Genomic DNA, 18,526 nt, shown 5'->3' with positions numbered 1-18,526 from the left:
ATTTTGCGCCAATTCGGGGAACCGATCAACAGTCAACTTTTGAAGAGGGTCCGAAAACCCGGTTCGCCCCCCTGTCGGGGACATATCGCCTTGACCTTCGTGCCGGGGGTGCGATCTATGAACGGGGGCTGCGGGTCGGCCTGCCGGGCCGCTGCAGGGCAGGCCGGGACCACCGGGTTTTCCGGGGGTCTGACTTGCCACCGCCCGACATGTCTGCCGCCCCGGAGCGTCTGCTGCCCCGAATCTTCTGCTGCAAGGACATTTTCATGCGAGAACCCATTCTCTGTTTCGGTCACAGCCACATGGTCGCCCTGCGCGCGGGGCATCTGTGGCGGGTGCGGCATGGCGAGGCCGCCGCAGATGACATGGAATTCGTGCCGCTGAACGACCCGCCCTGCCAGCTCAGGACCGTTCTGGTCGAGGGTCGGCGCGAACTGGCGCCGGACCTGGTCGAACATGTCTCGACGCTGCTGGCCGGGTGTCGGCCGAAGGCGGTGGTGCTGCTGGTGACGGGGAACGAGCACAATATCCTCGGCCTGTTCCGCCATCCCGATACGCCCGCCCCGCCGGATGTGGACTGGCCCGAAAGCGGCCTGCCGCTGGCCGAGGGCCGTGATCGGGTGCCGGCCGACCTGCTTTTCGCCGAGATGCAGAACCAGCTCGACCGCGCCAATTTCCGCTTCTGCCGCTGGATCGCGGGGCAGGTGGACTGCCCGCTGGTCATCGTTGGCCCGCCGCCCCCCATCGTGGACGAGGCGCATATCCGCGCCCATCCCGGCGTCTTCGCCGACCGGATGGACAAGCTTGAAATCGCGCCGGCCGATTTCCGGCACAAGCTCTGGCGGATCGACGCAAGGCTGCGGCAGGATCTGGCGGCGGAACTGGGGGCGGCTTTCGTTCCGGCCCCCGCCGCCGCGATCACGGATCTGGGGCTGGCCGAAAGGCTGCGCGGCAATGATCCGACCCATGGCAATCAGGAATATGGCCGGATGCTTCTGGCCGATGTGCTTGCGGCGCTCGCTGCCGCCCGGACGGAGGAATCCGCATGACCCGCCCCGAAAAACCCGCAAATCCCTATGCCGGACTGCCGGCGCATTGCTTCTGGTCGCGCAGCCATCGCGGCCGGGAGGTCTCGGAGATCGACCCGGTGGTGTCGGGCGCATTCCGGCTGAAGCCCGAGATGCGCATTGCCACGGCCGGAAGCTGCTTTGCCCAGCATATCGCCCGGCACCTTCAGGCGCGGGGCTACAATTACTTCGTCACCGAACAGGCGCATCCGCTGATTTCGGACGAGGTGGCCCGCCGCTATGGTTATGGCGTGTTCTCGGCCCGCTATGGCAACCTTTATACCGCACGCCAGCTTCTGCAACTCGCGCAGCGCGCCCATGGCCGCTTCTCGCCGCTGGAAGACGTGTGGGAGGCGGCGGATGGCCGGCTGATCGACCCGTTCCGCCCCAATATCCAGCCCGGTGGCTTCTGTAGTCTGTCGGAATTCCGCGCCGCCCGCGAAACCCATTTTGCGGCGGTGCGCCGGATGATGGCCGAGGCGGATGTCTTCGTCTTCACCTTCGGCCTGACCGAAGGCTGGCGCGCGCGCGCCGATGGCGCGGTCTTCCCGCTGGCGCCGGGGGTGGCCGGGGGCAGCTTCGACCCGGAGAAACATGAATTCGTCAATTTCTCGGTGACCGAGACCATCGCGGATTTCACCGAATTCGCCAGCATGATGCGGGCGGTGAATCCCGGCGTGAAGATCCTGATGACCGTCTCGCCGGTGCCGCTGATCGCCACGGCGCGGGCCGGGGAAAGCGTGATCGCCGCCACCGCCTATTCCAAGGCGGTGCTGCGCGTGGCCTGCGAGGAACTGCGCAACAGCCTGTCCGACTGCCACTATTTCCCCTCTTACGAGGTCATCACCGGCAATTACACGCGGGGCGCCTATTACGGCCCCGACCTGCGCGAGGTGGAAACCGCAGGGGTGGAACATGTGATGGGGCTGTTCATGCGCCATTACACCGATACGCCCCCCGGCGCGGCCCCCGCCAGGGCAGCGCCGAAAACCCCGGCGGCCGATTTCACCGCCAGCGTCCAGAAGGGGCTGGAGATCATCTGCGACGAAGAGATGATCCAGCGTTCGGTGGACTGAGCGGCCTGACGGGGCCGGGGGCGCTCCCCCGGTGCCCGCCTCAGCCTTTCGGGGGGGTGGCCTTCGGGGGCAGGGGGGTCTTGCCCTCCTGCGCCAGTGCGGCCTCGGCCCTGGCAAGGCGGGCGCGCAGCCCCATGATCTGTTCCTGCAACGCGAAGATCATCTTCAGCATGAACTGGTCCATCTCCCAGGGGGCGGGATGCTGGCTCTGCCGCGCCGGGCTGTCGAAGCGCAGCGCCGCCTCGCCCCGCGCCGCGAAGGCCGCGTTCAGCGCCGCGATATCCGCGGCATTTTCCTCGACCACACGGGCCAGATCCTCGGGCGTGGGCATCAGCGCATCCAGCGGTGGCAGACGCGCCTTCAGCGCATCCTGCGCCAGCGTGGGCTGAAGCAGTTGCGGAAAGCGGCCCGCCGCGATCACCTCGTCAAACCGGTTGTTATAGACGCTCCAGGCCGCCAGTTCAGCCGCGTCGGGCGAGATATTGTCGTTTTCCGGCACGAGGCCGGTCAGGCCGAGCCGGGCGTTGAAATGCGTCACCACATCGCCCACCGCGTCGAAATTGAACAGCAGGCAATCCAGTCCGAAAGCGTCGATCCAGGGCTGCACCGCCGGCATCTGGGCGAAGGAACGCCCCTGTTTCCACGCGCCATAAGGCCGGATCGGCCCCGGATAGGTCTTGTTCTTCAGGCCCCATTGCGTATAGGCGCTTTGTACCCATTTGTCGTGGCGGCGCAGATAGCAGATCACCTGCACCGGATGGCCCGCCGCGCGCAGGCGCAGCAACGCCTCCAGCACGCGGTCGTGCCGGCTGTACATCCATTCATTGCTCCAGATCAGCGTATGCAGACCCGCGTCAGACGCGGCGGCCAGCTCGTCCGACAGGATGCGCTCCAGATCCTGCGCATGGTTCGCTGGGGGCTCTGCCCCGGCGAAGAACGCGGGAGAGCCGGGCGTGCGCTGCCAGTCCCGGCCGGTCTGCGTCACCGCATGTTCCAGCATCAGGCCCAGATATTTCACCCCCTGCGCCGCAAGCGCCGCCGCATTGTTCGACAGGGTCAGCTGGATCGAGCTGGAGCCGGTCTTGCCGGCCCCGATATGCACGATCAGGCGGGGGCGGTCCGTCATGGCACTATCCTTTCTGCACGGGGCCTGTCCGGCGCCGGGCATATCAAATTCCGGCCCTCTGCGGCCATCAATCCGCCCTGTCATCGCGTGTTTGCCCTGCGGTTTCAAGCCGCGGTGCCCCGGCGGTGAGGTCAGGCGGTGCGGTCAGGCGGTGCAAGGCCATTGACCGCCCGATACCGGGAACGGCATGTTCGGGGGGTTCATACGGGAAAGCATGATGCGCAAGATCCATTTCATTTCCGGCCTGCCCCGCTCCGGTTCGACCCTGCTTTCCGCCATCCTGCGCCAGAATCCGGCCTTCGACGCCGCGATGTCGAGTCCGGTCGGCACCATCTTCAATGCCTGTCTCACGGCGATGGGCCCCGAGAACGAATTTTCCGTCTTCCTGACCGAACAGCACAAGCGCGACATCCTGATGGCGACCTTCGACGCCTATTACCGCGACCGCGGCCCCGACCGCCTGGTCTTCGACACCAACCGGATGTGGACCAGCCGCCTGCCGGCACTGCTGCAACTGTTTCCCGGCGCGAAGGTGATCTGCTGCGTCCGCAATCCCGGCTGGGTGCTCGATTCGGTGGAAAGCCTGATCCGGCGCAATGCCTTCGACGTGTCGCGCATGTTCTCGAACCCGGCCGAGCGCAGTTCGGTCTATGCGCGGGCCGAAGCGCTTCTGGGACGCAACCGGATGATCGGCTCGGCCCTGACCGCGCTGAAGGAAGCCTATTGGGGCAACGAGGCAGGGGCGCTGCTGCTGGTCGATTATGACCTGCTGACCGCGCGGCCGCAGGAGACGATGAAGCTGATCTACCAGTTCATCGGCGAACCCTGGTTCGCGCATGATTTCGAACATGTCGAATATCAGGCCGAGGAATTCGACACGCAGATGATGGCACCGGGGTTGCATACTGTGCGCGGCCGGGTGGAATACCGCAGCCGCCGGTCGATCCTGCCGCCCGAACTTTTCCGGCAATTCGCCGATCTCGCCTTCTGGTCAAGCCGCAACAACACCCTGGCCCATCACATCGTCTCGGAGCCCTTGCCCGCCGTGCCACCGCCATCGCCCGCTGTCTGACGGTGGCCGTCAGGCGGGCACGGCTCATATGTATTACATAATTAACCTTATCTGATAAACTTGGTGTAGCGGTCATGTTCTAAAATGTCACCCGTAGCGCGAAACGGGAGTGCCATGCCTACGGCACTCTGGCGTGCGGCGGAAGGTTGGCCGTGGGAAGGATTCTGATGCGCTGGATATCCCTTATATCGCCATGGTTCTGGCCAGCCCTAGAAGTGCTTCCTTTTGATCGCTGGAAAGCCTGCTGAAAAGCTTAACCAGAAGCATGAGATCTTTTGGAGGTAACTCAGGCTGCCATTTCTGGCCGCACGAGGCTGAGGTACAGGCATCGTCGGTAAAGAAATAGGAGACAGGGGCTTCTAGGCTTTCCCCGATCATCCAAAGCCGTGACGCGCTAACCCGGTTGGCGCCCGTCTCATATTTCTGGATTTGCTGGAACTTGACGCCAACACTTTCGGCCAGTTCCTGCTGTGTAAGACCCGTGAACCACCGTCTTTGCCGAATGCGCCGACCGACGAGATGATCTATTTCATGTGTCACTCGGCGCCACCCTTCCTGCTCAGCAAGCCACTACCTGTATCGCCAAGGCAATAAAGCAGAGGCAATCCGGTGATCCGCCTGACCTGCCACTTTTCTCGAGCGTGAAGCACGCTTGATCGTACTCAACTCATATTTACCTTACAATCGTTCAGATACCTTTTTGAAGAGTATACTCCGTAGATAAATACTCTTCAAGGAATAGCTCTCGCGATCATGGAAATCCGAGAGATATTTGCACGCAATCTGAGAGTGATCCGCCGGTCCCGGGGGTTATCACAGGAGGAACTTGCTTATCGCGCGGGACTGGATCGAACTTACATCAGCGCCTTGGAGCGCTGCCTGTATAACGCCAGCATTGACGTTGTTGATCGCCTGGCAAGGGAGCTTGGAATAGAAGCAGCTGATCTGCTCAAACGGTCATCGAAGGACGAGGACAGGGTAAGCCCAGCCTGCCGCCCAACCGAGTAGAGCACAACCAGCACCTCGTCAGGGCAATATGCTGAGCGTCACTGAGGGGGCGCTGTTCATCAGGTCCCGCTCCCTGACCAGAACAGCCTTCGCCTTGCTCACTGCTCCCAATCCTTTGTGTCGGTGGGTTCCCGCACATCGCTTAACTGCCGCTCCGCCACCGTCGCCTCTTTCAGCATCAACCCGAAGGCCACATGCGACCTTGCGGCTGAGACCACTGCGCGGGCGATCCAGTGACGATCGGCCTCGTCCCCGACATCCTGCGCCAAGGCATCTGTCCGGCCTGCGGTGAGGTCTGTCACGATGCCCGCCCCATACCGCGCCCGCAATTCCGCCGCGAACCGCTCGGCATGGGTATCGTTGCGGAACTCGACCTTGCCCTCGGCCTGCATGATCCGTCCCATTGAGCGCAGCGTGCAGACCAGTCGGTCATTTTTCTGCACGACCTCGTGGGTAGCAGCATGATCGATCAATTGGGCAGACTTGTCATAAAAGGCCTGCAGGTCCCCGGCAATGCGCCGTCCCTGCTCCGGATTGCGCAGGTCCAGCCGCCGCCGTCCGGCGAGGACCAAAAGATCACTCCGGACCCAATCCCGCTCTTCCCAGGCGTTCGCCGCGCCCGTTTCCAGACGGCTGGCGATACGATCGCCGCTCAGGCCAATTGCACTCGCGCTGGCCACGATCTCCGCGCGCAGCCGCTCCGCCGCCCCGGGCTGCAGGGTCGTTTCCACACGCCCCCGCATCAGGACATCGCCATCGAGCGCCATGCCGTAAACCGCCGACTGCGGCATCATCTGCAGAAGCTGCGCGCCGCGGGTATCACCAAGCCCACGCGCGATGTCGACGGCATAGCCATAAAGCTCATCCCGCAGGTCCTTCCGCTCGGCCATGGGTGCCTTGCGGATCCTGGCTTCTGTCTCCGTCATCCAGCCGCTGAAGTGCAGATCCAGATCAGCGCGCTCAAGCGTCGCCGCCTCGGCCGGGAAAGGATGCAGCACCCCGCCCCGCCGAAGTACCTCCTCCGCTTCGGCGATCTTTTCCCCGATCTCCGGCAACCCGGTCAGAGCCGCGACATGGTGCAGGCTGCGCATGGTGTCGGCCGCACGCGCCAGAGTGGCCAGCGCATCCTCCAGCGCCCGGCCCTCGCGCGGTCGTTCTTCCGGCGCCCGGCCTTCCGTCCGTGCCTGCTCGATCTCAGCGCGCGACGGGCCATAGGTCAGCAGCCCCCGCTCCGCCCGGGACGTGGCATCGAGGAACACGCCTTCCTCGGCCGCGATGGCCACCATGCGGTCCTTCATCCTGTCGAGGTTGAACGCATGCTCCTTGGCCATGAAGAACCAGCCGTCGTTCAGCGTGCCCCGGTTGTTCACCACGATATGGACATGCGGATGCGCCCGGTCGGTATGCAGCGCCGCGACATAGGACCAGACATCGTCCTGATGTTCGCCCGACTGGAACATCTCGAAGGCCCAGGCCTCGGCGATCAGCTTCGCCTTTGCGGGACGGACATGGGACGGAAAGCTCAGCAGCAGATGACTGGTGTGCCCGTTCCTGGGCGACCCTCGCCAATCCTCCACCCAGTCGCCGACGATCTCGTTCCGTTCGTCCTTGGTTAGACCCTTGGCATCTGCATCCAGCACGACGCCATTGCCGAAGATCGCGGCCGATTTCGAGAACAGATAGTCCATCTGCGCCGCCAACTCCTTCGCATTGGCCGTACCGCCCCTGCCGATCTTCTTGATGACCGCGGCATGCGAGCCGAGGGCAAAGCGCCACATCTGGCTGGCCCGCGCTGAGAACCGGAAGCCCTGCCGGGAGGGGGAGGATACCCCCGCCTTCACCCGCCCCTGCCGAGGCCGCAGCACTTCAAGCTCACCCAGAACCGCCTGAGCGAGGCCAACAGGACGCGAACCAGGCTTAACCATGGCGCGCGCCTTCCTGACCTTCGGCAAACTTGCGGAACAGCGCCACGCCCTGCCGCCGACGTTCTGCGATGATCTGGTTCAGGACCCGCGCCACGACCGGCAAGGATCGCCGCAGTTCCCCGACCGTGGCCCATTGCGCCCGCACCATCGGCGCCCGGCCCCGGTTCGCCGCCAGCGCGATCTGGTTCACATTGGTACCGATCTTCGCCAGCTCGTAGCGGATCTCCTCCAGACGCGCGCTGTCCTCCCTGCTGAACTCGAGGAAGCCCGAGGCCATCCGCACGACCGACCGCACCCCGTCCGAGCGGGATTTCGCGCCAAGCTGCACGCAAAGCGCATCGAAGGCTCGCAGCTCTTCAGCCGGCAGACGGCAGCTGACGACCTGTCCCCGATCCGCCGACCGGGGGCACCCGCGCCCGGCGGATTTCCGGGGCACCGGATCAACGGCATTCCTCTCCGCCCCATCCGAATTCCGGTCTTTTCCATGCGCGTCATATTTTACCACAGACCTCATCCACCGAATATTTGTAGACACATCGCATTTCTTGCCACCCTTCCTATTCCCCTCCATTCTTTCCAATCAAGCACAATCAACGGGGGATCAATTAAATCTGTGATTGTGTTGACCTTAGGGCATCCATCCATTACCCGAGGCCTGTCACGGATCACGGGCGGCACCGGAAACTGGCCGATACGATGTCCCTGCGGGCATCGCAACAAGGCGGGCTTCCTGAATGATACATGCAGTAATGCATTGTTTTTGTTTTATTTGAACCCAGGAATTCCGTACCCTGGATCGGAGAAAGGACAGGTGGGATGCGGGGTATGGCATCAGGGAAGCGCGTCAGGTCTTGTGAATTGCGCCACACGCATTGCGCGATCAGATAAAAGACAAACGCATCCGGTCATCAGGCAAGGGATAAAAGACAAAGGACTTGCGCATTACGTTTTTCGCGGGGCGCATTCTGATATCCGGCCTGCGGGATCGGAATAAAGGGATGCGCATTATGATAAAGGAATTCGGCCTCCGGCATTCAGAGAAATGCCGCAGGACATGTAGAATGTGGGAAAGGTGCGATGGAATACGGAATACGGGTTGTGCTGGTGATGAACAGGAAGGGCGGATCAGGCAAAAGCACGCTCTGCCGCGCCCTCGCGTCAGCCGCAGTGGCCCGCGGCGAGACGGTGACCATCTTCGACACCGACAGTTCGAAATCCTGTCTGAACTGGATGCGGGCCGGGCAGACGGCGGGCCACTGGTCCCCTTCCGTCGCGGTGATTCATACGCTCGATGCCCACCGGGTCGCCGAGGCGATTGACCAGATCTACGAACAGCCGGATCAGGAGCATCTGATCCTGATCGACACCTTCGGCGGCGGGTCGGAGGCCCAGGATATGCTGGCAGTCGCGGCCCACCGCATCGTCTGTCCGATGATGCTGTCGCGCGGTGATCTCAGCGAGACCATGGAAACCGCCCGCTGGTATCTGACCCTGCGCCAGCGGATCGACAGGCCGGAGGCATTGGCCAGTTTCTCGGTGATCCTCAGCCGGGTGCCCGCACGGTTGTCAGAGACTGAACGTCTCGTGGCGGAGGAATTGTTCCGCTCCCTGCCCGCCTGTGAGGCCTGGCTCTCGAACCGCAGCGCCTATGTCCGGATGGACAGGGAGGGACTTCTCGGTGTCATCGCCGACAAGACCCCGAACCGCGGGCTGGCCGCGCATCTGCAGGCCGCCGTGACGGAGGCAGGCGCGCTTCTCGATGAGATCGACCAGTCGATCCTGTCCCCGGCAGAGGTCGCCTGATGGCGCCGCGCAAGGATCAGATGCGGATCATCCGGCAGGATGCAGGCTTCTCGGCCAAGCTCGGATTTGGTACGGCGGGTGGAGAGGGGCCGGTCGCCGAAACGCCAGCACCGCCGTCCCCAAAGGTGCCGCCCGCCACAATCGACAGCGCAGAGGTCATGCCGCAAGGCGATGACGGCGGGCGGCCCGGTCGCATCCGGGAAGAAGCCCGGAAAGAGGAGGGTGAACCTCCGGCCGCCGTAACACCCCCCATACATTCCGCAGCCTCTGCCCAGCCCCCCGCCGCCCGCGGGCAGGTCGTTTATGTCGCGGTCTCGCTGACACCCCGTCAGGCGGCGCGGGCGGAGGTCTGGGCTGCGGCAGCCCGGTGCCCGGTCCGGTTCCTGATCCGCCGCGTAGCGCAAGCCCTGCGCGATCAGGTCTTTGATGACTGGGCGCGCGATGGCATGCCGGAGGTCACCGAGCCGCGCGGGGTGCGGGGCAAACATCCGACCAGCGTGACCCTGACCCTGCGACAGCAGTTCGCCACCGATCTGGCCGCCCGGCATGATCCGCTGGGCCTCATGGGTCTGGCGCGCGTCATGGGCCCGGCCTACCGCGCCCGGTTCCACGAGGCCTTCGATGTGGCTCTGGAAAAGGCGGAGCGTCAGATGAAACCCGGAGGGAAAGCAGAATGACAGACCACAAGCCAGACGCCCGCACCTGCCTCCAGCTAGCAGCGGAATACGACGTGGGCAATCCCGTCGAATGGATGGTCGACCCACATCATCCCGACAAGGTTCTCGGTGTCACCTACGAGTTCAGCCAGACCGGCACGCGAAAAACTGTCTGGTACACGCAGAACAAACGGCGCGCGAAGAATTGCACTGTTGTGACCGATCTAGATGGGACCTGAGGTGTCATGCTGTGGTGACCAACCGCTTCAACTCCGTTCATTTGAATGGGATCAATGCACCAGTACAATACCATGGCGGAATACTTTGTGTAGATCTGCTCCCGGCGGCTCGATAATAGGCCAACTCATTGGATTTTTCTATCCTAGGTAGATTGAGGCTGTCAGCTGATCCTGCGACCAGTGCTGGCTGCTGCCGCGCGTCGAGGCCTGATACATTGAGCGCTTGACATATGTCTCATACATCTCCTGATCGGGGATGATGCCCAGCGTCGTCGTCTCCTCCTGTCCCAGCGCCGCGATCCAGGCACCGGGGCCGGTTACGCTCCAGACATTCTGGTCGGTTTGCAGGCTCATCGCCTGCAGGATATGATAGGCAACCTGTTTGAGATCGGCAGAGCCCTTCCGGGCATAAAAAATGCTGTTCACGATCCGGCCATGGAAGCGCCGCATGACGACCAGATCTTTGCCTGTCGCTGCGAAACCCGGGCAGACTAGAGGGGCGAGGGTGATGTCGCTGTAGATCCCACCCTCCTCTATTGCCCAGAATACCCGGAAGAAATCCGCCTGCATCGCGGGTAGTCGGCATTTCCTGAACAGCCGGGCGATTTCGACGCCGCATCGGTCCTGCAACCAAGCCCCGGCCGAGGCTTGCGAAAAAAGTGTCACCGTCCAGTCCGCATAGATCTCCTGCCATTGTCCGACCACATCGCGCACCGAGGGCGGTGGCGTGTCATCGGCCCAGTAGAGCATCACATTGCGGCAGAGGTTTTCAATAGGAGCGGGAATGGGCGTGGGCTGCTCCGGCCGGGCAGGCGTGCGGGCTGCGGCTTTCCCGTGCCGTTCGAGAAAGAAGGTGCTGAATTGTCCGGGATGCAGGCGATGCGCGTGGCGAGCATATTCCATGGCCCTATCCTCATCGCCCGCCTGACGGCAGGCAACCGCATGGGCAAGCAGCAGAACATGGTTTTCCGGGGTTTTCTCCAGCGCCCGGCGCATCTCGTCTTGCAACTGTGCCCCGTAACCCGCCTGGCAAAGTGGCAGCAGGATATTGGCCCAGCCCCCGGGGTCTATTGCCGCACATCTTGTCTTGAAGATACGAAAGGCGGTTGCCTTGTGCCGTCTGCTGGCCTGCAAGGCGACACGCAGCGGGCGGGTGAGGGCGCCGCGGCGCCAGCGTTGGATATCATGGCGCAAGCCGACGATGTTTCCGCTGGCAAGATTATGCAGGACACGAGCCAGCCGCTCCGTTCCGGCCACAAGCTCGGCGACGACATGGCCAGCATTGCGCACGGGCAGCGGAACGACCTCCCCGGAGCGGGTGATTTCACGCATATGGGCATTGTCGACCACATCAAGTGGATCGAAAAGGGCGACTACGGGGAAATCGATGTCCTGAGGCTGAAGCTTCATGGCCGGATGCAGTGCTGGATCGAAGAACCTGTTGAAACGAGGGTCCGTGATGTCCGCCGGGTCAATCGAACATTGCGGTGCCAGAACGAAGGCCATGTCCAGTTGCAGCGCTTTGCCGTAGCGCAACAGGGCATATCCCCCCATGCTGGAGCCATAACCCAACCGCCTTTTAAAGCCCTGCAATGCAGGGTCATTCGCGAGATGGTCAATCGCCCGTTGCATATCGCGCTGCGGATACCAGTTCGGTGCTTTCGCCACGAATCCAAGCACGGAGCAGCCGAGCTTTTCCAGCGGCTCTTCGGCCCAGACCCGGTTGCGCTGTGGCCGAAGGCCGGACCCGGCGAAGGTCATGACAAGTTGGTCGCTGCCACGGTCATGCAGGATGCAGACTAGGTTTTCCGTCTCGAACAAGATAGTTTTGCGGGTGGATACCCAGACGGCTTGCGCCGAGCCTTCAGAGGCGGGCATGGTCGGCATCTGTGGTGTAAATCGTAGGTTGGCATGATCCTGCAAGGCCTCAGCCTGCCGGTCGTAGCAGGCGAAGCTCCAATCGCGCAATTGCGACATGTCCAGGCGTTCCGGCGGATCGGGCAGATGAACTCCAGACTGCTGCAGATCGGGGAGCAGCCCCTGAAGCGGGAAGCCGCTGTCCGGCCCGTGCCAGAGCGATGGCGGCACGATCCGCGCCAGCGGCTCCTGCTCCGGCGGTGTGAAGGGGCGCGGGATCAGGCCGGCCCGGTCGCAGACCCGCTGCACCAGCCGGTGCAGCAGCCAGTTGGCAGGATGATTGAAGGTGAAGAACAGCGGCCGCCGGTGCGCTTCGGCCTCGATCAGGTCGGAGACGATCACATCGCAGTTCGCCTCGCGCAGGCGCAGATCGTCCAGCGCGCAGCGCGTCACCGCATCGGGGTTGATCACAGGCAGTGGGTTGTGTCCGGTGCGAGCCTGATACCAGTCCCCGAGGATGCGCAGGTCGTGATAGGTGTCGAGCGGCCCGAGGATGCGACCCAGCCGTGCATGGGTGACATAGCGCAGCCAGGGTTGCTGGCCAGCATAGAATAGGTTGGGCCAGACCAGCACCTTGCCAGCATGTCGCGCCCGGATACCCGACGAGGCGACATGGGCGGGAGAAAAGGCGTCCTGTGTCGCCTGCGCGACAATCAGATCTACCTCCCGCATCCGGGCCTCATGCACGGGCGCTTCCTCGGACCGGGCAAGATGCAGCACCACCGGCTCCAGCATCGTGGCTCCGGTCGCCAGACCGAGAAGCTGCGAGACGGGGCGGGCCTGACAATTGCCCAAGACGAGAATCTTCATGTGCTGGCATCCCTGACGGAAACGAATGAAATGCCTACTGGATGTGCGGCCCGGCGGCCCTGTTCAGAATGTTGCCTTCACCCAGTCCAGCAGGGCAATGTCCTGAGCATTGGCCTCGCGCAGAAGCGCCTCCAACGCGGGGTTCATCTCGACCGGATCGGCCTTTTCAGAGGTATTCGCTCGAGTTTGCTGCCAGTCGAATGACGGCCAGACCGGTCGGAGCCGTTTGGTCAGCCGCTCCATCGTCTCGTCGAAGCGCGCGACTAGGCCGACCACGCCGGCGTCCCGCAGCCTGCTGACCGAGGCCTTGGCCCGCGTCAACTCGTCCCCCGCACCCGGGATCATCCGGGCGAGGATGGTGGTGTGAAAGTTACGGCACTGGCGGTCGCCTGCAACCTCCAGACGGGCGCGGACATAGCCCTCGAAGTCATGGGCCCTGGCCAGCTGGGTGCCCAGCGTATTGGCCACCTGCCGTCTTTCGAACTGATAGGCCGAGCGGATACGTGTCAACGGATCCCGTAGAAGTATCACCGGAATGACACGGACCCCTTCGATCTCCGGCAGCGGGCCGGTCATTGTATGGGAGGAATAGGCAGCGCCCTTCGGGCTGCCTGCGATCCAGTCCGCGACCAGCGCGCTGTTGTTACCGGACATGGCCGGAAATTCCTGCGTGACCCAAGCATCGTCGAAATTACGCTTGAGAACTGCATCGAGCGACGTGCCCGCATTTTTGAACAAATGGTAGTGCAGAACGACGGTTCGCAACCTGTGCCCCCTGAATGCCGGGACCGGCCGCGGGAACCGCGCCTCTACCCTGCCCTAAATTTCAGCAAGTGCGGCAACCATTGATAGAATGATGTCGCTTCCTTGAATTCCCCCCCTTATTCGAGCATCCCGAAAATATCAACGGTTTCGAAGGCGTGGCGCATATCCTTCCGTCCTTTTGTAAAGGAGTATACATCTTCGACCAGTTCCCGCGCATGGGTGGATATCCGGTTCCATAGTCCTGCGTCGTCCAGCAGACGCAGGATGGCGCTTTCCCATTCTGCTGGTGTATTGGCGATGAGGCAGTCATAGCCGCTGCGGAGGCCAATACCCTCTGCCGCCACTGGGCTGAGCACGCAGGGAATGCCATGCGCCAAGGCCCCCAGTACCTTTCCCTTGATCCCGGCCCCTGACAGCAGCGGTGCCACAAAAGCCATATGGCGGTCATAAGCCAGATCGAGCGTCTCGATAAAGCCGACGGGATCAATCTGCGGCGAAGCAAGATTGCGGATTCTGTCGTTCATGCCCGAGCCATAGATCGACAGAACAGTCTCGGGTCGCGTATTGGCCAGCCGTGCCATGACTTCGGAGGTGAACCACAAAACACCTTCCTCATTAGGATCATGTCGGAAGCTTCCCAAGAATGAAAGCCCCTTACGCCCTTGGCGCTCCGGTACCGTCGCCGGGGCCTGGACGACCCAAGGACATTTCGCCACTTTCACCGCCCCATTGGTATGCGACTGGATCACTGCATGTTCGACTTCGTTGTAGGACAGTACCAGATCAACAGAGCGCATCGCGGCTAGCTCGCGGTTGCGCAGCATGTCGACATCGGATATCTGCTCCATCCCCTTGTTCGTCAGCATCTTGCGCATGACGCGCAAGAAATGCAGATCAGCATTGTTCAGAATGATCCGGGCCTGCGGATTGATACGTCGCAGGGTCGAGGTGACATTCTCGGCCACATGGTAGCGGGTCAAGTAGAAGGCATCAAATTCCCGGCCACGCGCTTCCAAGAATTCGTTCACCGACAGCACGAAGGGAGCGGTGATGACCTCAACCCCCATGCGCTGCAATTCGGTAGTGTAATGGCCGAGATCGGCGATATTCTCGGGCAGGAAGGTAACCTTGAAGCCCAGCGACTGCACTAACCGGATTTCCTGGATCGCGGCATAGCTACCGGCATCCTGATCCGGACGGGGCAGCATATAGTCGATAAACAGCACCCGTCCAATGCAGCCGCGATCCTTCTCCAGATCGGGCAACTCGCCCTCACGGCCATGATTGGCGAAGGCGCGCGACCAACGGCGCTTGAACTTGGGTCGGTTGACTTCTTGGAAGCGCTTGAAGCCCGAGGCGGTGCTAGTGCCGCTGGTCATCCCCTCGTAGTGATAGACGATTGAGGTTGGCATAAACCAAGTGCTGAACCCCGCTTCGCGCACCTTGAAGGCAAGGTCGGTATCCTCGAAATACATCGGCTCGAGATACTGGCTCAGCCCGCCGATTCGGTCCCACAGATCGCGCGGCATCATCAGCGCCGCACCCGACAGGTAATCCGCCTGCCGGGCATAGCAGAAGCGCGGGTCCCAAGGATTTTGGCGGTTGCCATAGTTCCAGGGATTGCCGCTGCCCCAGATGATGCCACCGGCATCCTGCAAGGTGCCGTCGGGATAGATCAGCTTGGAACCGACCATGCCCACCTTGTCGAACCGGTCGAAGGTATCGCGCAGCTCGTCCAACCAACCGGTCGTCGGTTCGGTGTCATTGTTCAACAGAACGACGTATTTGCCTCGCGAGGCCGCCACACCGGCATTGCAGGCCCGGATGAAGCGCTGCGGCTCGACGTTGCGCACCACTTTCAGCCCGGACACCAGCCGTTCGATCGTGGCTGTCTCGTCACTAGAGGCATCATCGACGAGGATCACCTCGAAGCTGGTGCGGTTCCAGGCCAGTAGCAGCGCGCAGAGCCCGGCATAGGTTACCTTTACCTTGTTATGGGCTGGGATAATTATCGAAACCTCGGGCTCTTCCACTTCGGGCAGAGTCAGCGGGCGCAGTTTCAGATTGTCATAACCCGCTTCCAGCGTGTCGATGGCATGGGCAAGCTGCGCCAGAACCTCGGGCGGGCTTCCGGCTTCCAGATGGGCGCGCAACGCCTCGTACCGTTTGGCTGATTGGCTGAACATCTGTACCGGGAAGGGACGCGAGGTCTCGCGCTGCAACACTTCGGTCGGGGTCAGAACGCGCGGCGGCAGGATCCAGGTTTCATAAAGCGTGCGCAATCCGGCGCTGTCGCGAATCTCCAGCCGGGCTGGCTCGCCGGTCAGGGCCTGGGCGGGCAGACGCAACCAGCTGTCATCGGGTTCGATCCGGCAGGCGCAGATCGAGCGGCCGTTGAGAAACAGCCGCGCATCGACCGGCTCGCTGGCCTGGAAGCAAAGCGAATGGCCGTCATCGCGCAGCAGGCGGATATTGCTTTGCGGCGGTGGCGCCAGAATCGTCATCCTCTGGTCGCCCACCACCAGATCGAGCCCGGCCGCTCCGGCCCGCACTGACGGCACCGTGGCGCGGAACCAGCCAGCATCGACGAGATCCGGGCCCTGATGCAGCATTGTCTGATGCGACAATTGCGCCCCGGGATCGGTGGAGAGCACCGGCTCCACGAGAAAGACATAGGGATCATGCGACGAACCCGGCGCATTGGTGGATAGGTAGTTCAGCACCAACGCGACCTTGTGGGCCTTGTCGGTCAGCGGCAGCGTCAGGTCGATCTTCTGGTAGAGATCGAGCGTCCGCCCCCCCTGCATATTCGGCTGAAGATCCACGCCGGCGCGCTCCAGAACCTGACCGGTGGCATCGAGGATTTCCACCTCCAGCGTCGCGGCGGCCCGGTGGCCGGCGATATAGGTGCCGATGGTGATGCTGGGCAACCCCTCGGCCAACGCAACCGGGGAGCCCAGCGGCAGGGTCCGGCTGCGTTCGCGGTTCTTGAACTGGATCTGATAGGTCCGGGTGCCCTCGGCGGCCCAGTCCTCCAGACCGTTTAGGATGATGTCGGCCTCGTCCAGTTCCTCGGGCGTGATCTCAACCGCCGCACGGAACATCTTTTCGGCCCCCAGAGGCTCTAGGGCGATCATGGCTTCCCCGACGGTGGCATGCAGGCCCCGCTCCATCGCGACGGGGGCTGCCTTGACAAAGAGATCGCTACCGCTCAGCGCGACGTAAGAGATGTGGTCCGAAAGCATTATCTGGAAATATCCCCGTCCGTTTTCTTGGCTACAGGTAAGATGTTTCGCGAGCGCCACGCAACCCGGCTTTGGCCGGGAGCGGCGTTTTGCGAGGCTTTGCCCGAAGCCGTACCCCTGCTACCGCGCGCTGGTCGGAAAACGGGCAGGTACAGGCTCTGCCTCAGACTTTCGCACCCTGACCGCGGGCATAGACATCGTCGAAGCGGATAATGTCATCCTCACCGAGATAGCTGCCGGTCTGTACCTCGATCAGCACCATCGGCACCTTGCCCGGGTTTTCCATCCGGTGCACCGCCCCCAACGGGATATAGACTGACTGGTTCTCGGTCAGCAGGCGCACCTCCTCCCCCACGGTCACCCGGGCGGTACCCTCGACCACGATCCAGTGTTCCGAGCGATGGAAATGCGATTGCAGCGACAAGGCCGCCCCGGGATGGACATGGATGCGCTTCACCTGGAAGCGGTCGCCGATCACTAGGCTTTCATACCACCCCCAGGGGCGATAGTCGCGGGGCAGTGTCTCGGCCTGGGGGGCGCCGCGCGCCTTCAGCGCCGAGACCGCCTGTTTCACATCCTGCGCCCGGTCGGCCGCTGCCACCAGTACCGCATCCGGCATGGCTACGGCAATCAGCCCCTCCAGCCCGATGCCCACCAGTTCCACCGCCGGGCTCTCGGAGCGCAGCAGCGTGTCGCGGCAGTCGATGGCGGTGGCATGGGCCGAGGTCACATTGCCGGCCGCATCCGGCCCGCCCGCACGCCAGACCGCATCCCAGCCGCCCAGATCGGACCATCCCGCATCATAGGGCACAACCGAAAGATTGTCGGATTTTTCCATCACCGCATAGTCGATCGAGATGTCCTCGAGCGCGGTCCAGGGCCCTTCGGCGAGTCGCAGGAAGCCAAGATCCGGGCGCCCCGTTGCCAGCGCCGCCTCGACCCCGGCCACCATGGCCGGTTGCAGCCGGCGATAGGCCGCAACCAGATCGGCGGCGCGGAACAGGAAGATCCCGGCGTTCCACAGAAAATTCCCCGCCGCCATCATCGTCCCGGCCTGGGCGGAATCGGGTTTCTCGACGAAACGTGACAGCGCGACCGGGGTGCCGTCGGCCGAGACTGGGCCGACGAGCTCCAGCCAGCCATAGCCTGTTTCGGGCCGCTCGGGCGTGATGCCAAAGGTCACGATCCGGCCTTCCTCCAGCGCCGGCAGACCGCGGGCGATGGCGGCGTGGAAGGCGGCCGGATCGGGTACCGCGTGATCCGAGGGCGCGACCAGCGCGATGGCCCCGGGATCTGCTGCCAGCAGATGCAGCGCCGCCGCCAGCACCGCAGGCGCGGTATTGCGGGCCGAGGGCTCGATCAGGATCGGGCCGGGGTCGACGCCGGCAGAGGCCAGCTGTTCGGTCACGATAAAGCGGAAATCGCTGCCAGTCACCACCAGCGGGGCTGCGAAATCGCAGCCCTCCGCCCGCCCGGTCAGCCTGAGCGCGGTGGCCTGGAACAGCGACCTGCTGTCGATTTCCAGCGCGAATTGCTTAGGGTAGCTCTTGCGCGACAGCGGCCAGAGCCGGGTGCCAGACCCGCCGCACAGCAGGACAGGGGTGATCTGGGGCAATGTCATCTCATAGACCAGTGGGTTAGAGTTTCCAGATATGCTGAGGCTTGTGGTTAATAAAATACTTGGCAAAAGTGTATCGACCCAGCGGAATCTGCACAGGTTAAGCCGCTAATGCGAATGCCTCAGCGGGGGTTTTCATATCCAGCGCCTGATGCGGGCGTCGGTTGTTGTAGAAGCTGATCCAGTCACCGATGGCGCG

The 18,526-nt window shown here is 62.9% G+C and carries 16 protein-coding genes; 7 read left to right on the top strand and 9 right to left on the bottom strand.

Annotated elements, in window-relative coordinates; genetic code table 11:
- The first annotated feature begins 266 nt into the window (after positions 1-266).
- Both D2N39_RS18310 and D2N39_RS18305 read left to right on the top strand, forming a co-directional pair.
- The gene (locus D2N39_RS18310; protein ID WP_147373514.1) at positions 267-1,049 is read left to right on the top strand and encodes a hypothetical protein; all 783 of its coding nucleotides are present in this window, start codon (positions 267-269) and stop codon (positions 1,047-1,049) included.
- Positions 1,046-2,143: a GSCFA domain-containing protein gene (locus tag D2N39_RS18305; protein WP_119136224.1), complete on the top strand. Its 1,098-nt coding sequence runs from the start codon at positions 1,046-1,048 to the stop codon at positions 2,141-2,143. The genes D2N39_RS18310 and D2N39_RS18305 overlap by 4 nt, the downstream gene beginning before the upstream one ends.
- Before the next feature lie 40 nt (positions 2,144-2,183).
- Here D2N39_RS18305 and D2N39_RS18300 read toward each other — a convergent pair whose 3' ends face one another.
- Entirely contained in the window at positions 2,184-3,269 is a 1,086-nt protein-coding gene (locus tag D2N39_RS18300; RefSeq protein ID WP_119136223.1) for a hypothetical protein, read from the bottom strand.
- A 217-nt stretch (positions 3,270-3,486) separates the two neighbouring features.
- On the opposite strand from D2N39_RS18300, the gene D2N39_RS18295 reads away from it, so the two are divergent.
- Positions 3,487-4,341, top strand: coding sequence for a sulfotransferase family protein (locus D2N39_RS18295; RefSeq protein WP_199725299.1), 855 nt, complete (start codon positions 3,487-3,489; stop codon positions 4,339-4,341).
- Between the two features lie 183 nt (positions 4,342-4,524).
- Here the strand turns inward: D2N39_RS18295 and D2N39_RS18290 are convergent, their stop codons facing one another.
- The gene (locus tag D2N39_RS18290; RefSeq protein ID WP_119136222.1) at positions 4,525-4,881 is read right to left on the bottom strand and encodes a helix-turn-helix domain-containing protein; all 357 of its coding nucleotides are present in this window, start codon (positions 4,879-4,881) and stop codon (positions 4,525-4,527) included.
- A gap of 213 nt (positions 4,882-5,094) precedes the next feature.
- On the opposite strand from D2N39_RS18290, the gene D2N39_RS18285 reads away from it, so the two are divergent.
- Positions 5,095-5,349 carry a helix-turn-helix domain-containing protein gene (locus D2N39_RS18285; protein WP_119136221.1) on the top strand — a complete coding sequence of 85 codons (255 nt, stop codon included), beginning with the start codon at positions 5,095-5,097 and terminating at the stop codon, positions 5,347-5,349.
- A gap of 98 nt (positions 5,350-5,447) precedes the next feature.
- Here D2N39_RS18285 and D2N39_RS18280 read toward each other — a convergent pair whose 3' ends face one another.
- The gene (locus D2N39_RS18280; RefSeq protein WP_119136220.1) at positions 5,448-7,274 is read right to left on the bottom strand and encodes a relaxase/mobilization nuclease domain-containing protein; all 1,827 of its coding nucleotides are present in this window, start codon (positions 7,272-7,274) and stop codon (positions 5,448-5,450) included.
- Complete coding sequence (gene mobC / locus D2N39_RS23350; protein WP_233557259.1) at positions 7,267-7,710, bottom strand: plasmid mobilization relaxosome protein MobC; 444 nt, start codon at positions 7,708-7,710, stop codon at positions 7,267-7,269. Before mobC ends, D2N39_RS18280 begins: the two co-directional genes overlap by 8 nt.
- Positions 7,711-8,351: 641 nt before the next feature.
- Here mobC and D2N39_RS18270 point away from each other — a divergent pair.
- Genes D2N39_RS18270 through D2N39_RS18260 form a run of 3 tightly spaced genes read left to right on the top strand, consistent with a single transcriptional unit; the run spans position 8,352 to position 9,972 of the window.
- Entirely contained in the window at positions 8,352-9,077 is a 726-nt protein-coding gene (locus D2N39_RS18270; RefSeq protein WP_119136218.1) for a nucleotide-binding protein, read from the top strand.
- Positions 9,077-9,754, top strand: coding sequence for a hypothetical protein (locus D2N39_RS18265; protein WP_119136217.1), 678 nt, complete (start codon positions 9,077-9,079; stop codon positions 9,752-9,754). Before D2N39_RS18270 ends, D2N39_RS18265 begins: the two co-directional genes overlap by 1 nt.
- Positions 9,751-9,972 (top strand): hypothetical protein, encoded by a 222-nt coding sequence (locus D2N39_RS18260; RefSeq protein WP_119136216.1) that lies wholly within the window; start codon positions 9,751-9,753, stop codon positions 9,970-9,972. The genes D2N39_RS18265 and D2N39_RS18260 overlap by 4 nt, the downstream gene beginning before the upstream one ends.
- Positions 9,973-10,110: 138 nt before the next feature.
- On the opposite strand, the gene D2N39_RS18255 is transcribed toward D2N39_RS18260, so the two are convergent.
- The 5 genes from D2N39_RS18255 to D2N39_RS23700 all read right to left on the bottom strand — a co-directional run bounded on the left by D2N39_RS18255 (position 10,111) and on the right by D2N39_RS23700 (position 18,520).
- Entirely contained in the window at positions 10,111-12,699 is a 2,589-nt protein-coding gene (locus D2N39_RS18255; RefSeq protein WP_119136215.1) for a WcbI family polysaccharide biosynthesis putative acetyltransferase, read from the bottom strand.
- 63 nt (positions 12,700-12,762) lie between these two features.
- Complete coding sequence (locus D2N39_RS18250) at positions 12,763-13,464, bottom strand: hypothetical protein (protein WP_119136214.1); 702 nt, start codon at positions 13,462-13,464, stop codon at positions 12,763-12,765.
- 116 nt (positions 13,465-13,580) lie between these two features.
- Positions 13,581-16,709, bottom strand: a complete 3,129-nt coding sequence (locus D2N39_RS18245) for a glycosyltransferase (RefSeq protein ID WP_119136213.1) — start codon at positions 16,707-16,709, stop codon at positions 13,581-13,583.
- 163 nt (positions 16,710-16,872) lie between these two features.
- Positions 16,873-18,330 (bottom strand): mannose-1-phosphate guanylyltransferase/mannose-6-phosphate isomerase, encoded by a 1,458-nt coding sequence (locus tag D2N39_RS18240; RefSeq protein WP_119136212.1) that lies wholly within the window; start codon positions 18,328-18,330, stop codon positions 16,873-16,875.
- A 97-nt stretch (positions 18,331-18,427) separates the two neighbouring features.
- A complete protein-coding gene (locus tag D2N39_RS23700; protein WP_407645600.1) occupies positions 18,428-18,520 on the bottom strand; it encodes an integrase core domain-containing protein in 93 nt (30 codons plus the stop codon).
- Between the last annotated feature and the right edge of the window lie 6 nt (positions 18,521-18,526).

The organism is Gemmobacter lutimaris (assembly GCF_003570715.1).
Classification (GTDB): Bacteria; Pseudomonadota; Alphaproteobacteria; order Rhodobacterales; family Rhodobacteraceae; genus Gemmobacter; species Gemmobacter lutimaris.
Note: the sequence above shows the minus strand (reverse complement) of the source record. Positions and strands in the feature narration are given on the sequence as shown.

What these genes read in the sequence shown, in the direction of transcription:
- D2N39_RS18280 (WP_119136220.1), bottom strand. Translation starts at nt 7,274, where the DNA reads ATGGTTAAGCCTGGTTCGCGTCCTGTTGGCCTCGCTCAGGCGGTTCTG.
- D2N39_RS18305 (WP_119136224.1), top strand. Translation starts at nt 1,046, where the DNA reads ATGACCCGCCCCGAAAAACCCGCAAATCCCTATGCCGGACTGCCGGCG.
- D2N39_RS18270 (WP_119136218.1), top strand. Translation starts at nt 8,352, where the DNA reads ATGGAATACGGAATACGGGTTGTGCTGGTGATGAACAGGAAGGGCGGA.
- D2N39_RS18300 (WP_119136223.1), bottom strand. Translation starts at nt 3,269, where the DNA reads ATGACGGACCGCCCCCGCCTGATCGTGCATATCGGGGCCGGCAAGACC.
- D2N39_RS18240 (WP_119136212.1), bottom strand. Translation starts at nt 18,330, where the DNA reads ATGACATTGCCCCAGATCACCCCTGTCCTGCTGTGCGGCGGGTCTGGC.
- D2N39_RS18265 (WP_119136217.1), top strand. Translation starts at nt 9,077, where the DNA reads ATGGCGCCGCGCAAGGATCAGATGCGGATCATCCGGCAGGATGCAGGC.
- D2N39_RS18245 (WP_119136213.1), bottom strand. Translation starts at nt 16,709, where the DNA reads ATGCTTTCGGACCACATCTCTTACGTCGCGCTGAGCGGTAGCGATCTC.
- D2N39_RS18295 (WP_199725299.1), top strand. Translation starts at nt 3,487, where the DNA reads ATGCGCAAGATCCATTTCATTTCCGGCCTGCCCCGCTCCGGTTCGACC.
- D2N39_RS18310 (WP_147373514.1), top strand. Translation starts at nt 267, where the DNA reads ATGCGAGAACCCATTCTCTGTTTCGGTCACAGCCACATGGTCGCCCTG.
- D2N39_RS18255 (WP_119136215.1), bottom strand. Translation starts at nt 12,699, where the DNA reads ATGAAGATTCTCGTCTTGGGCAATTGTCAGGCCCGCCCCGTCTCGCAG.
- D2N39_RS18285 (WP_119136221.1), top strand. Translation starts at nt 5,095, where the DNA reads ATGGAAATCCGAGAGATATTTGCACGCAATCTGAGAGTGATCCGCCGG.
- D2N39_RS18260 (WP_119136216.1), top strand. Translation starts at nt 9,751, where the DNA reads ATGACAGACCACAAGCCAGACGCCCGCACCTGCCTCCAGCTAGCAGCG.